Annotated in this window: 9 protein-coding genes; 1 reads left to right on the top strand and 8 read right to left on the bottom strand. The window is 44.0% G+C overall.

Going from position 1 to position 13,511, the window contains the following annotated elements; all coding sequences use genetic code 11:
• Positions 1–2 precede the first annotated feature (2 nt).
• The 6 genes from MED222_RS16230 to MED222_RS16250 form a co-directional block, all read right to left on the bottom strand.
• Positions 3–2,117: a type I secretion system permease/ATPase gene (locus MED222_RS16230; RefSeq protein WP_009846012.1), complete on the bottom strand. Its 2,115-nt coding sequence runs from the start codon at positions 2,115–2,117 to the stop codon at positions 3–5.
• Positions 2,118–2,134: 17 nt separating this feature from the next.
• Positions 2,135–4,045 carry a bifunctional diguanylate cyclase/phosphodiesterase gene (locus MED222_RS16235; protein ID WP_009846011.1) on the bottom strand — a complete coding sequence of 637 codons (1,911 nt, stop codon included), beginning with the start codon at positions 4,043–4,045 and terminating at the stop codon, positions 2,135–2,137.
• A gap of 5 nt (positions 4,046–4,050) precedes the next feature.
• The gene (locus MED222_RS21425; protein WP_012600028.1) at positions 4,051–4,719 is read right to left on the bottom strand and encodes a transglutaminase-like cysteine peptidase; all 669 of its coding nucleotides are present in this window, start codon (positions 4,717–4,719) and stop codon (positions 4,051–4,053) included.
• A 59-nt stretch (positions 4,720–4,778) separates the two neighbouring features.
• On the bottom strand, positions 4,779–6,170 hold the full coding sequence (locus MED222_RS16240) for an HlyD family type I secretion periplasmic adaptor subunit (RefSeq protein WP_009846009.1): 1,392 nt from the start codon (positions 6,168–6,170) through the stop codon (positions 4,779–4,781).
• Positions 6,171–6,282: 112 nt separating this feature from the next.
• The gene (locus MED222_RS16245; RefSeq protein WP_032555166.1) at positions 6,283–7,587 is read right to left on the bottom strand and encodes a sigma-54-dependent transcriptional regulator; all 1,305 of its coding nucleotides are present in this window, start codon (positions 7,585–7,587) and stop codon (positions 6,283–6,285) included.
• Between the two features lie 100 nt (positions 7,588–7,687).
• A complete protein-coding gene (locus MED222_RS16250) occupies positions 7,688–9,586 on the bottom strand; it encodes a sensor histidine kinase (RefSeq protein ID WP_009846007.1) in 1,899 nt (632 codons plus the stop codon).
• Between the two features lie 190 nt (positions 9,587–9,776).
• Between MED222_RS16250 and pdxH the strand changes: the two genes are divergently transcribed.
• Positions 9,777–10,412: a pyridoxamine 5'-phosphate oxidase gene (gene pdxH, locus MED222_RS16255; RefSeq protein WP_009846006.1), complete on the top strand. Its 636-nt coding sequence runs from the start codon at positions 9,777–9,779 to the stop codon at positions 10,410–10,412.
• An 87-nt stretch (positions 10,413–10,499) separates the two neighbouring features.
• Here pdxH and MED222_RS16260 read toward each other — a convergent pair whose 3' ends face one another.
• Complete coding sequence (locus tag MED222_RS16260) at positions 10,500–11,282, bottom strand: helix-turn-helix transcriptional regulator (protein WP_032555102.1); 783 nt, start codon at positions 11,280–11,282, stop codon at positions 10,500–10,502.
• Positions 11,283–11,658: 376 nt separating this feature from the next.
• Complete coding sequence (locus MED222_RS16265) at positions 11,659–13,488, bottom strand: formylglycine-generating enzyme family protein (protein ID WP_009846004.1); 1,830 nt, start codon at positions 13,486–13,488, stop codon at positions 11,659–11,661.
• Between the last annotated feature and the right edge of the window lie 23 nt (positions 13,489–13,511).

The following is a 13,511-nucleotide window of genomic DNA, read 5'->3' as shown; positions in this document are numbered from 1 at the left end:
CTTTAACTTGCCGCTTTTACCTTTCCTTGCTTTAAGTCTGACAGAACTTGTGATTTTGGTCCGTCGGCAATAATGCTGCCTTTCTCCATCACAATCACTCTATCTACGATATCCAACATCGACGTTTTGTGGGTGATAAGAATCAAAGTCTCACTAGGTAACAGCTGGCTCAGCTGATGCTTAATGTGCATCTCTGAACGGTTATCCATAGCGCTGGTAGGTTCGTCCATCAATAATACAGGAGGGCGCCCTAGGAAGGCTCTAGCTATGGCTATCGACTGACGTTGACCTCCTGAGAGTAAACCACCACCTTCACCTACTTGGCGTTCTAAGCCTGCCGGATCTTGCTGAGTAAAAGCGGTTACACCTGCACGGTTGGCAGCATCCATGACATCACGATCGTCAACCAACGGGCGTCCCAAGGTAATGTTGTCTCTTACCGTGCCATAGAATAGGTTACTGTCCTGCGGCACACAGCCTATATTGCGTCGTACGTCGACATGGTGAAGTTGTTCCATATCGGTGTCATCAATGCGAACATGACCTTCTGTGGGCTTATACAGGCCCATAATCAGGCGTTCAAGTGTGCTTTTACCTGAACCAATTCGCCCAATAATCGCGACCTTTTCACCTGGACTAATATTAAGAGTCAGGTCTCTTATAGACGCGATTGGCGAATCAGGGTAATGGAATGTTACTTTATCAAGCGCGATATGCCCTTGAATAATCGGACGGTGGATGTATCGCTTACCTTCCTCTTGTTCACTGGGCATCGACATGACTTGTTCAATCAAGGTCATTGATGACTTCGCTTGGTTATAACGCGTAGAAAGCAATGATAACTGGACAAGAGGACCAATTGCTCTACCACTCAACATAGTAGCGGCAATCAAGCCACCCATTGTAAGAGTGCCTTCTGCCATTAGGTACACACCAAAAATAATCATTCCCACATTGGTACTTTGTTGAACAAAGCCAGCAGTATTTTGGATGCTATCGGTAATACGACGACTCTTGATATTCCAGTTCGCCATGTGCGCAACAGCTTCTTCCCAGCGGAATTGGAACTGGCTTTGAGCGCTGAATAGCTTAACGGTTTCTAGCCCCGCTAAACTCTCAATTAAGTTTGCGTACTTCTGAGAAGCAAGGCGAGAGCCTTCTTCAATGGTACGACGCAGCGGGCCTTGTATTAACAACGCATAGATGATCAGTATCACCACGCCAACGACAGGAACAAACACAAGGTTGCCAGCCATTAACCAAATTAACGCCAAGAACATAAGAGCGAATGGCAAATCGATTAATGAGCCTATTGTTGCCGAAGTAAAGAACTCACGGATTGACTCGAATTCTTGCAGGTTTTTAGCAAAAGCACCGACAGAAGCAGGCTTCGCTTCCATACGAATCCCGAGCACCTTACTGAACAACTTAGATGAAATCAGGATATCGGATTTCTTACCCGCAACGTCAATAAAGTAGCTTCGCATTAACTTTAAAAGTAAGTCAAAGAGGAAGACGACAAAAATACCACTCGCGAGTACCCATAGCGTCTCAAACGCAAGGTTTGGTACCACTTTGTCGTACACCAAACGAGTAAACATTGGAGCTGCAATAGCGAAAAGGTTGATTAGAATTGATGCGATCAGCACATCACGATAGATTTTTTTAGATTGCCAAATCGTGCTCCAAAACCAGTGACCTTCGCGCGTTTTTAAAATTTCTGGTGAGCGTTCATCATAACGGAATTGTTTCTTTACTAAGAAGTAACGGCCGATGAATTGCTCTTTCAATTCTTCGATAGGGATGACGATTGGCATCATCCCACTTTCCGTTGTGATGATTTCGGCTTCTTGCTTCTCAATATCGATACTATTAAGAACGCAAGCCTCACCTTGCTTGAGTAACAATACGGCTGGCAGAATTAAGTGAGGGATGTTTTCTAGATCGGAACGGTTTTCTTTGGCCACTAACCCCGCACGCTCGGCAGAGCGAGGGAATAGGAAAGGGGTTAGCTTTCCATCAGAGAGTGGTAGCCCATTGATCAACGCTTCGGGCGAGTTGGCTAACCCGTAATACCGACTAACGTAGATCAGTGAGTTTAATAGTGGATCTTGCATGCGATATAACCTTACAACTATTTATCAACAATGAAGCCTTGGAACACTTCTACGTAGTTATCAGACAAAATATCTAACTGAGTCTGAGTTTCAATTCGTGACGCAATAGTCGTCACACCAAGGTTATGAGCCGTTCTTGAGATAGACGTTAACGTAAATTTCTGTTTTTCGTCATCAAGGTTATGAGTAAATAGGTAATCCAGCTTCACATAGCTAGGGCGGTACTCGTTGATGTAATCGAGTGATTGGAAGTTGCGTCCATAGTTATCGACACCAAACACCGCATCAGCGTTGCGAATGGTGTTACACAATAGTGCTGTGTAGTGAGGAACATTGACGAAACAGTTTTCTGGAATTTCAAAATGCAACAGATGAGCGATTGACGCATTTTTCTCAAGAGACTTTCCGATCCAACGGATGAAGCTTGGCTGAGAAATACTGCTTGGCGAGATATTGATAGCAACGGGGCTCGTAAGCTCTTTTGCATTCAGTTTATCAATCATCTTCTCGATAACGTATTGATCGAGGATGTGGCTCATTTCAAGCTGTTCTAATGCGTATAAGTATTGGTTGGCACCGTAACGAACCCCCTCTTTCTCAATCGCAGAGAACACTTCTTGGTGATAGGTTTTGCCAAAACTATTATTTGCAGCTTGGAAGCGGAAAGTTACTAGGTCATTGATGATTGCTTCTTCGACCAACATGCGCCATTGCTGTTTACCCATTACAGCGCCATGGTCGTCAGCAGTTACGTAACCGTAAGCGAGCTCACGGTTAGCTTTCGCGCTAGACAGTGCGTTATCGACCAAAGACATGATTTCAGTACTGGTTTTACGTTTCTTGCTGTATGTCACACCGAGAGCTATGTGTGGATTTGCCATACCTGTTGGATCTGAACCTAGATTTTGAATGCAGTTTACGATGCTGCTCGCGACGAGTTTCAGTTCATTTTCATCAATGTTCGGCATAATGAAGCCAAACTCATCACTAGAAATACGAGCGATAGTAATATCTGGAGATGAAATAGAAGCCTGTAGCTGTTCAGCTAATTGGTGAACTAAGGCATCGCCTTCTTGATAGCCTTTGTCATCATATTCTTCACTAATAAATTCGGCTTTTAGCACCGCCAGACCACCTAAACTAGACTCTTCTAACCACTGAGTTAGTTGAGACATGTAGTAAGCACGGTTACCTAACTGAGATACAGGATCGATATACGCGCGTTCACGAAGTCGTTGCGCTTCTTGTGCTTGGCTCTTAAATGCAAGTTCAACTTGAGTCGACATGTGGTTAATACCGTCGACGACTAAGATGAGGTCTTTTGTTTTAGGGCGAACCAGAGGCTCACCGAACTGATTTTTGGCGATTTGATCCATTTTTTTTATGATTAATGACAGCGGACGTAGTGCTCGTTGGAGTATCCATGAAATCGAGATCAAACCCAGTAAGAAAATCGCTCCAAAGAAGGTCACTAGCCGTGTAAATGCCTCCCAAAGCTGAGTATAGGCTGGGCCTGGGTGGCTCACTATCTCAACTTCAGCAAGTTGCATCCAACCACTGGTAATCACGCGGCGATCATGAATCGGTTTAAACAAATTCAGGTTGGTAAACCATTGTGGGACACCACTTGGTTTCACAGGGTATGAACGAAGAATATCATCTCCTGTGTCTAAAAAAATCAATCGTACGACAGAGTAAGAACTACCATCAAACAGTGCGTTGATAACAGACTCTACAGCCACTTGATCCTTTTCTTCGAGGTAAGGGGCGAGCGCCAGTCCAACAGTATTAATGGTATTATTTACTTCAGAGCGTTGCTGCTCTTCTAAGTAGTCACGGGTGGTATTGAATTCGATCATAAAAACTGAGGTCATCAGTAATATGAAAACCGCAACCATTCCGACCACAAGCTGTTTATATAAAGTCATTGTACCTACTCATCGTAATTGATAATGGGTTTGTTTAATTTTAGAGAGCGCTCACGCGAACGTAAGTCGTTCCATAAGCTCAATCTTGAAGATTTTCCTGATAACTTGCCGCTGCCTGCCGCCGACTTGATTAACCATAGGTTTTTACCATTGAAGCTGTATATCGGTCGTAGATCTCTGCGCTTGGAGCCGCGTTTTATTTCAGGGTTTAAGTTGTCTAAAATTAGTGGTTCTGCACTGGGTGTAGAGTAGTAAGCCAACACCATATGGAATTGGTTTAACTCAAGTGCTTTTACATACACTAATCGTAATTTCTTATCTGGGACGCCGAGTTCAAGTAAAGAGAAGTATTTTGCGATAGTGAAATCTTCACAGTCACCCGCGTTACTGCCCAAAAATTCCAGCGGTGTCGCCCAGTAGTCATTCTTTCCCCAAAGTATACTGTCATCGACAAAGTACATTTGGTTGAAGAACCGATTTACCGAATCGAGTTTCTCTTTTTCACTTAACCCTGCGTACGACGTCATATTTGAGCGCCATGTCGACACTCGCTTCCCTGCTCTTTCTCCGTAGGTTACAGAGACTGCGTCGATCCACCTTTGGTCACTCTTGTTCAGTGCCCCGGAAGTAAAAGAGGTAAGGAACAGTAGCAATAACGAAAACCGAGACTTCATTGCTGCTGCTCTTGTTTTTTCACTGCTCGTAGGAAGACGTTATCAAGCATTAACCGTCCTTACTCTTTTAGTGCATTGTTTTGAGCACTCAAAATTGGCTTCAACATATATTCAAGCACGGTTCTTTTGCCGGTGATGATATCGACAGAAGCGGTCATACCAGGAATGATAGGCAGCTCTTCATTAGCCCCAAAGCTGTACTTCTCGGTACGAACACGCACGATGTAAAAACTATTGCCTTCTTCATCTTGAGTGGTGTCAGCACTGATGTGTTCTAACACACCCACTAAACCACCATATTTAGTAAAGTCATAGGCACTGAATTTAACCACAGCGCTCAATTCTGGACGGAGGAATGCGATATCTTGTGGAGCAATTTTCGCCTCAACTAATAGGGAATCTTCAGTTGGTACAATCTCAACAATGTCCATACCCGGCTGGATAACACCGCCTACGGTATTAATACCAAGCGTTTTGACGGTTCCTGTTACTGGAGAAACTACTACAGTTCGATTAACTCTGTCTTCAAGGCCAACCGCTGATTCCGTCATTGCAGAGAGCTTATCTTGTGCTTGGTTTAGCTTCTCTTGTTGTTCTGATCGGAAGTTCAATGCAGCATCGATACGACTGAGCATCGCTTCTTTGATTGCTGAACGTAGAAGAGGGATTTTGAGTTCGCTAGAGGTCATTTCTCGGCGAGTGTCGTTAACTTGTCTTTGCAGCTTGAGCAGTTCAATTTTTGGCACCACCCCTTCATCAGCAAGAGGCTTGGTAATATCCAGCTCTTGGCGGGCAAAGTTGTAACTCTGTCTTAAATTCTGAACACGCGCTTTTATTTCAACTAGGTCTTGTTGCTTCTGTCCAACCTGTTGATCAAAAACGGAAAGTTGGTTCTTCAGGTTATTCAGATCTTGACGATATTCTGCTTTTTGGCGATTAACCAATTTGGGGTGAAGGTCGTAGAATAGTGGTGGGAAGGCGAGTTTACCATAATCGAGTAAGACACTTTTTTTCCACTCTTTTACTGAGAATTCTTCATTGATAACCACACTGGTCAGTGAGGCGGACAGCATGAGTACATTAGCCGTTAAGTTCGCAACTTGTTGCTCACGTTCACGAAAGTCAGAGCGGAATCGAGTGTCATCTATTAATAGTAATTGTTGCCCTTTTTGAACTCGTTGCCCTTCTTTGACTAAAATTTCTTTAACCAAACCACCTTCAAGGTTTTGCACCACCTGAATCTGAGAGGAAGGGATCACCTTGCCTTGGCCAACAGTCACTTTGTCGATTTCAGCCCAAGCAGACCAACCAATAGCAGCGACAAAAAACAGAACGATAACCCACAACATAATACGCGCACTGGTGGGCGTATTGAGGAGCAGTGCCGCTGTTTTGTCATCGACATACTCAAGTTCGGTCTCATTCAATTTGCTGAAATTTTTCTGACTCATAACAGTCCTTGTTCGCTAAATAAAAGTGCAAGCTTTGTGAGTGTATTCTTACTTTTGATAAATGTTAAGGCTTTGCTCCTTTAAATCTTTGAATTTATATATTTTTTAACTCTTATTGTTTTTTGAAATCTGTTTTATCAAGTTGGTGCTTTCTCAGCTTGTCATAAAGCGTTTTTCGCGATACTTGCAGCTCTTGCTGTACCTCTTTTAAGCGCCCTTGATGACGATGTAGTGCCTCTATCAAGAGGATTTGCTCAAAGCTATCGGTTCGTTGGCTTAATGACAGTTGTTGCTCTTCAGTCTTTAGAACGATGTGGTCTTTGTCGCTTTGCTCTTGATTATGATTAGGCTCTGATTCAAGCGATGCCAGCTTGGGTTTAGTCAACACTCTGAGCTCTGCATGTTGGCGAAGCTGTCGAATATTTTCACTCCAGTGAGTGGCGATCAATCGTTGAACCTCTTTTTCTGTAATCACCGGAGGGGGTAACTGATATCGACTTGCCGCACCACGAGCAAAATGTTTAAACAAAGAACCAATATCTTCTGTTCGTTGCGCTAGCGGTAGCAAATCAAATCGACGGAACTCACTTACCATTGTAGTAGGAAGTATTGTGGTTGCTAAAATGATACAAGTTGCACTGGTCTTGCATGAGTTTTCACGAAGTAGAGTGGGTTTTAGGTTCGCTAGCCACTGCCATTGGTCTTGAGTTAATGCTTCTGTTTCATGGATATAAAGTGTCCCACCCTGATGTTTCAAGAACAGTTGCAAAACAAACTGATGGAATGTCGCTTCGTCACTGCGTGGCAAATTAAACGCAGCAACAGGGCAAAGCTCTGCGGCTTGATGGCTGTGAAGATCGTGCGTGTACTGCGCCGTGACCCTTTTACCCGTTCCTAAATCGCCGACGAACAGTAGAAGTGGGTTAGTTTTGGTATCTAGAGAGATCAGTTCTCGGCGTAATGTCTGCATTGATGGCGATTGACCAATCAACTTTGGACCCACCTGATTCTGTACCGCCAACTCTTTACGTAATAGATTATTCTCTTCAACCAGTGCCAGCTTATCCGATGCTTTTTTTACTGCGGTCAGCAGGGCATCGACCACAAACGGTTTTTCCAAAAAATCATAAGCGCCAGCTTTCATTGCGGATACGGCTGTTTGCACATCCCCATGGCCTGTCTGTACGATGACCTGAAAATGAGGGTTTTGATTCAGCAGCTTTTGTGTCAATTGAATACCATCCATCACTGGCATGTGAATATCGGTAATGACAATCCCAGCTTGCGTCACATCTATTCTCTTTAGTGCCTCAATGGCATTGGGGAAGCAGGTAATATCGATGCCTTCAATGAGCATGGCTTGTTCTACGGAGTCTCGAATGGCGGGTTCATCATCGACAAAATAGAGTTTAGGCAGAGGGTGCAAAAGTCGAATCCTTAACAGTATGTGAGGTTAGCTATGTGTGAAATTAGCAGTATGTAAAATTCATTTTCTAATCAACGATAACAACGGCACGTTAGCCCTTATCGTTATATAACGGGATGTTTAGCGAGAATACCATGCCTGAAGGCTCTAATCGGTTGGCGCTGATCGTGCCGTGATAAGCTTCAATAATCCGTTTCGATATTGAAAGCCCTAGCCCTAAGCCTTCCGGTTTAGTGGTAAAAAATGGGTTGAACAGCTGTTCTAGCTTATCGTCCGGCATGCCAATTCCGTTGTCCCAAATGATCAGCTGACAAGAGTTATGATGCAGTTGCCATTCGATGCCTATCTGTGGGCTGGCCGGTTGGTCAACGTTTTCCAGGTTTTGTTGCTCCTGCAAGATTTTCTGTTCAAGAACTTGTTGTTGAAGCGCTTGGGTCGCGTTGTGAATTAGATTCACCAGTACTTGCTCAAGTTCGGTTGGATGAATGGCAATATTAATGTGATTTGGCACTGTGCTTAACCTTAGCGTGATGCCTTGTTTGATCATTAGCGCACTAAGAATACTGGTCGCGTTGTTGATCGATTGATGCAGGTTTGCGACGTGATGTTCTTGCTTGGTGACCTTACGAGTGAAGACTTTAAGACGCGCGATGATGTCGGTAATTGAGGTATTCAAAGCAATCATCTTATCGAGATTGCTTTTGACCAAATCTGTCCGTTCCATTTCTAGCAGCTTTAAGCTGTTCTCACTGTAGGTTCGAAGCGCTGCAAGCGGTTGGTTGATTTCGTGGTTAATGCTGGCTGACAGCTCTCCGAGTACCGCTAATTTTGCTGTTTGGGTCAGCTCTTGTTCTGTCTGCTTCAGCTTTAACTGCGATGCTTGGTATTGAAAAATGGTTTGCTGAAGTTGTTGATTGGATTTCTTCAAATAGTGAGTACGTTTATTAACGGTTTGTTCTAGGTTTTGGTTGAGCCGGGTTAGCGCCACTTTCGCGACGTAAGTCTGTCGCCACGACCACGCGATGAGCATCACCAAGCTGTAAATCACCACGAAGATGACATCGATCTGCAGCACTTTAATAAGTTCTGCTTCGGCCTTTTTTAATGCGACAACTTGGCACTGATTGTTACTGAAGGTTGCGGGGTAAAGATTGAACGGCCCAAGTTTAAACAATCGGTTTGCCGTGAGTTCTCTTTGTACTCGATTTGGTTGAATGTTGTTGGGCTGATTGGCGTCGTTAACTTGTTGTTGATAGTTGGAAGAGCGAAAAGCTTCTATGATCGAAATTTCGCTTTGACCGTATTGGCGCTGCAGGGCGATATCGGTTTGTTGCTTCTGGCTTAATGGCAACAACGAGTGATAAAGCCACTGAGTTTGGCTGGAGAGAAAAACCACTTGGTTAGAGTCGAGTACCACAATCTCAAAATCATCGCTGGTTAGGATGTTTTCAAGGTTCTCTAGACTCACTTTAACGGTGATAACCCCAACAATGTCATTCTCTATATACAGGGGCGAAGACAAAAAGTAACCGCGTACGTTGGAGCGAGCACCCAGTGCGACATAGTGTGTGCTGTTACCTTCAATCGCGGACGCAAAATAAGGACGAAACGAGAAGTTCTCACCCACGAAAGTACCGAGCTTCTGGTAATTACTGGAAGCGACCACAGTACCGCTTGGGTCATGAATATAGATGGTGTCAGCTTGGCTTTGATTAGACCATTCAAATAGCAATTGATTGAGCTGCGCCGCGGAAATCTTGTCTGTTTGTGGTGATGAGTCAAAATAAGAGAGCAGACGTGGGTCATGGCTGAGCAAATCAGGGATCTGTTTGAATTTATCCAGTTCAGAGTCGATTTGTAGGTTCGCTTTATTGGCTGCTTCGTTGAGCTTTTGAGTGACCACTTTTTCTTGAAATTGTACTGCCAAAAAATGAGTTGCGCTCAGCCCAATAGCCCCCAATAACAATGAGAATAAAACGAAGGGAGTCATTATGTTAAGCAGTATCTTAGTCACTAGGATCTCAGCATGTCATCGGTTTGTATAAAGATTATCAATATGATGGATAGAGTACCGAGATCTTGTTAACACAGAGCACCTTCTGTGAGACAAAACCATGGCTTAGACTTGTGTTTCAAAGGATTACAGCGCAAAATCAAAAAAAATTGAAAGGAGCAACCAAATGGAACTGACCGATATTCGTCGCGAATACGCTAAGGGTGGATTGAGACGTAAAGACTTAGCCGCAGACCCGATTGAGCAATTCAATCTATGGCTAGAGCAAGCTATTGAAGCTAAGTTGACGGACCCTACTGCCATGACAGTTGCTACGGTTGATGAAAATGGTCAGCCATTCCAGCGAATTGTTCTGCTAAAGAATGTTGATAAAGACGGCTTCGTTTTTTACACCAACTTAGGTAGCCGTAAAGCGCATCAGCTAGAGCACAATAGCAAAATCAGTTTGCATTTCCCTTGGCACCCTCTTGAGCGACAAGTTCATATTACGGGCACGGCTGAAAAACTGACAGCAATGGAAAATATGAAGTACTTCTCGTCACGACCAAAAGAGAGCCAATTGGCCGCAATTGCAAGTAAGCAAAGTAGCCGTATCTCTGCTCGTGGGATTTTAGAAGGTAAATATCTAGAGCTTAAACAGAAGTTCGCGAAAGGAGAGATTCCTGTGCCTTCTTTCTGGGGTGGCTTCCGTGTGCGTGTGGATAGCATTGAGTTTTGGCAAGGTGGAGAGCACCGCTTGCATGATCGCTTCTTGTTCTCACGCCAAGATAGCCGTTGGGATATCGACCGCCTAGCGCCTTAATTTGCTTAACTGCTTAACTGATCCAAAAATACCGTTGATTAGACTTATCAACGGTATTTTTTTGTCTGCATCTCATCAAACCAATATCTAGTCACTGTGCAGAACAACGGAGATCTGCTTTTTAAGCAGGGTTTCTGGGATCATAGAGCCTAGCCCCGAGTCCAACGCATACTCAATCAACCGGCTTTTACTGCGCGCATCAAATTTCTGTTTCAACCTGGCGACATGCCCTTCGACTGTTTTGATTGAAATGTTCAACGTAGACGCGATGTACTGTGGTTTCTTGCCGAATAGCAGCAAGAACAGCACTTCTGATTCTCGCGAAGTCAGTCGCTTTTTGAGCTTTGATATGCGTGGCTTTGATCCTGCAATGGACACTTGATTGTCTTTTTCGCAAGTTGCCTGACACACCCAATGGCCTACTTCTAAGATGGCGGTGTCGGTGAGTTCTTGACCATAAAAAATGGTGCCTTGAACTTCGCCATTCCCATCAAGCCAAGGGGTTTTAGTAAAAATATGGGCGTGCCAGCGTCCGTCTGGATAAGGGTGAATATCGAGGATTTTAAGAGTACTGCGTGTATCCATTACATGTTTGTCTTGAGCCCTGAAATCCTGCGCGCATTCGGTTGTTTGACTAGGCATATCGAAATCGGTTAAGCCCGTACAAGTTTCGTTGGGTTTTAAGCCAATTAATTGGTTGTAAGCAAGGTTGGCATACACGAAGACAGAGTCAGTATCTTTGCACCCCCAGCAACCTGGAAGTTGTTCAAATAAAGAACGATGTATGGAGTTGAGGGGATTCGGCAAGGTTTTATCTCGTAAGAGGAAGCATTGCAATGATATCAGTTTCTTATAGAGCTGCAATGACAATTAGAAGTCGAGTTATGCATCAAAAATGGAGTGTGATTAATGGTTGAACGGTATGTTGTTTAAGTGTGCCTTTATTGATCAATAGCTAAGCAAAAAGGATGAGAAAAAAGCAAAAAAAAACCAGCCTGAAGAAGGGCTGGCCAAAGACAAGATATACCTTGTCGACACGTAGAAGATTTCCAGTTTAATTTACGAGGGTCATGTAAATTAAGCTGAGGTATCAGATAGATACCCAGAGTGACTTACTACTCTATCGACGAATTTACTCCTAGGCGAGATCGAATATAAGGAGGGAATTCTCCTATAAACACTGACTCAACCTGATACTAGGAGAATCTAAGGTAAATATTTGAGGGCTTTGAGGAATACCAAGAGCTTATAGCTCTCGTAATACTCGGAATCCTAAGTAGTTAGCGGCAGTAGAAGGCGAAACGTACAGTTCAGCAAACACTTTTGCCTCTTCAGGAGAGAAGCTCCACGCGCCCCCCTTAGCGATGCCTTTTTGGGTTGCAGTCCATTCCCAAACGTTACCTACCATGTCGTAGAAACCCGTTGGCGTTGGCAAGAATGATTTTACAGGAGAAGTACTGACGTTTGACCACTGTGTACCAGACCAACCAGTATTAGCTCTACCTGAACGGAATTTGTTGCCCCACCAGAAGCTGGTATCTTGACCCGCTCTTGCCGCCGCTTCCCACTCTTGTTGTGTTGGTAGGCGGTAAGTAAAGCCTGTTTTTTTAGATAACCAACGTGTGTACGCTTTCGCATCGCTTTGGCTGACGCATACAACGGGTGAGTTATCGACTTGCTTGAAACCAGGAGCTTTCCAGTCATTGTCTGACACAGTCGTGATTTCTGCATTCACGAAGGTATCACAAGTGTTCATCAGCTCTGCGTCTGTCTGGTAACCCGTATTTTTCACAAATGCTTTAAAATCTTGAACACGAGTTGGGGTTGCCGCTAATGCAAATGGCTGTTTGATCGTGACTTGCTCAGCGTTATTTTCACCGAGTAGGTAAGTCCCAGATCCAACCACAATCATTTCTGGACTTTGAGCACCATTGCCCATTGGGTCAGCAAACTTAGTCCCCACATTCAGTGAGTTCTGCTTCGCTTGTAATACTGCTCTTAGGTTGTGATCTCGGGCTATTTTCAGCTCTTGGTGGAAAGAAAGGTAACCTTCTTTCTCAATCGTAACCATGTGTTGCCCTGTAGGTAGCATCACTTCAACCGGTGTGCTGCCATAGTTCACACCATTGATAGAAACCTTGTCATTATATTGATTTGAACGAACCACCAAGTTAACCCAAGCAACTTCTTTCTGCTGATCATCGGCTTGCAGATCGCTCTGATCGAAACAGTTTGAGGATTGAATGCCAAGTAAGCGGCAAGGAGTGTTCTTATCTGGACGAGTTTCTAAATTCGCAGCAACCACTGCTCGGTAACGGTTATCTTCGGAGAAGCCAGATGATTTCACGCTGTGTTGTAGAACGTGAATATTCAAAGATGCAGACGCTAGGTGTTCTTTTACTATTTTTGATTCTGTCGCGTTGGATACAAGGCTATTTTGAAATTGTTTTACTGCTTTTTGAAGTGTCAAAGCCACCGTTTGGTCTGAACATTGAGCTAACGTCATGTCGCTGCTACAGCGGTTGGTAAAGCTAACAGTATGTTCTTGTGTTTGAGTGACCTCGCTTCTTAATCTCTCAGCTCTTGCTCTTAGTTTGTCTTGATTCAAATGGGCGATAGACATTTCTACAGCCGATTTTTCGGCTTTGATGGCCTCTAGTTCCATCACTAAGCTTTGAAGCTTTTGCTCTGAATCCGAAATCGTAAGCTTGTGCTCTTTTACCGATTTCCAGGCATCTTGAAAGCGGTTTTGAGCTGGTGAGATATCGAAATCTGGCTCATCAATCATGCGAGTGTAATCTTGCTCTAGGCTAGTTTTCGCCGTTGCGAGTTTTTGCTCTGATTGAGCTAATAACTTGGCTTGACGTGCCATTTGCTCTGCTTGGTTGTCGACTTGATTTTGTTTGTCCGCCATCTTCTTCTCGATAGCCGTTAAACTGGCATGTTCTTCGAAAAGAGAGCTTTCAATGTCGATGACTGATGACGTGATTGCTGGAGATGTCGCTTCAGCGAAAACAGCAGGCGTCATTAAGCATGGAGCAAGTGCAAATAATAGAGTAGGAAAACCTTGGCGCATGTTGGGCTACTTCAGTCGTAATT

The sequence above is a fragment of the Vibrio sp. MED222 genome, assembly GCF_000153005.1.
Classification (GTDB): domain Bacteria; phylum Pseudomonadota; class Gammaproteobacteria; order Enterobacterales; family Vibrionaceae; genus Vibrio; species Vibrio tasmaniensis_A.
The sequence above is the reverse complement of the archived record's forward strand: the minus strand, read 5'-3'. Positions and strand labels throughout refer to the sequence as shown.

Bases quoted from the DNA above. Each gene is read 5' to 3' on its own strand.
- MED222_RS16230 (WP_009846012.1), bottom strand. From the start codon at position 2,117: ATGCAAGATCCACTATTAAACTCACTGATCTACGTTAGTCGGTATTAC.
- MED222_RS16235 (WP_009846011.1), bottom strand. From the start codon at position 4,045: ATGACTTTATATAAACAGCTTGTGGTCGGAATGGTTGCGGTTTTCATA.
- MED222_RS21425 (WP_012600028.1), bottom strand. From the start codon at position 4,719: ATGAAGTCTCGGTTTTCGTTATTGCTACTGTTCCTTACCTCTTTTACT.
- MED222_RS16240 (WP_009846009.1), bottom strand. From the start codon at position 6,170: ATGAGTCAGAAAAATTTCAGCAAATTGAATGAGACCGAACTTGAGTAT.
- MED222_RS16250 (WP_009846007.1), bottom strand. From the start codon at position 9,586: ATGACTCCCTTCGTTTTATTCTCATTGTTATTGGGGGCTATTGGGCTG.
- pdxH (WP_009846006.1), top strand. From the start codon at position 9,777: ATGGAACTGACCGATATTCGTCGCGAATACGCTAAGGGTGGATTGAGA.
- MED222_RS16265 (WP_009846004.1), bottom strand. From the start codon at position 13,488: ATGCGCCAAGGTTTTCCTACTCTATTATTTGCACTTGCTCCATGCTTA.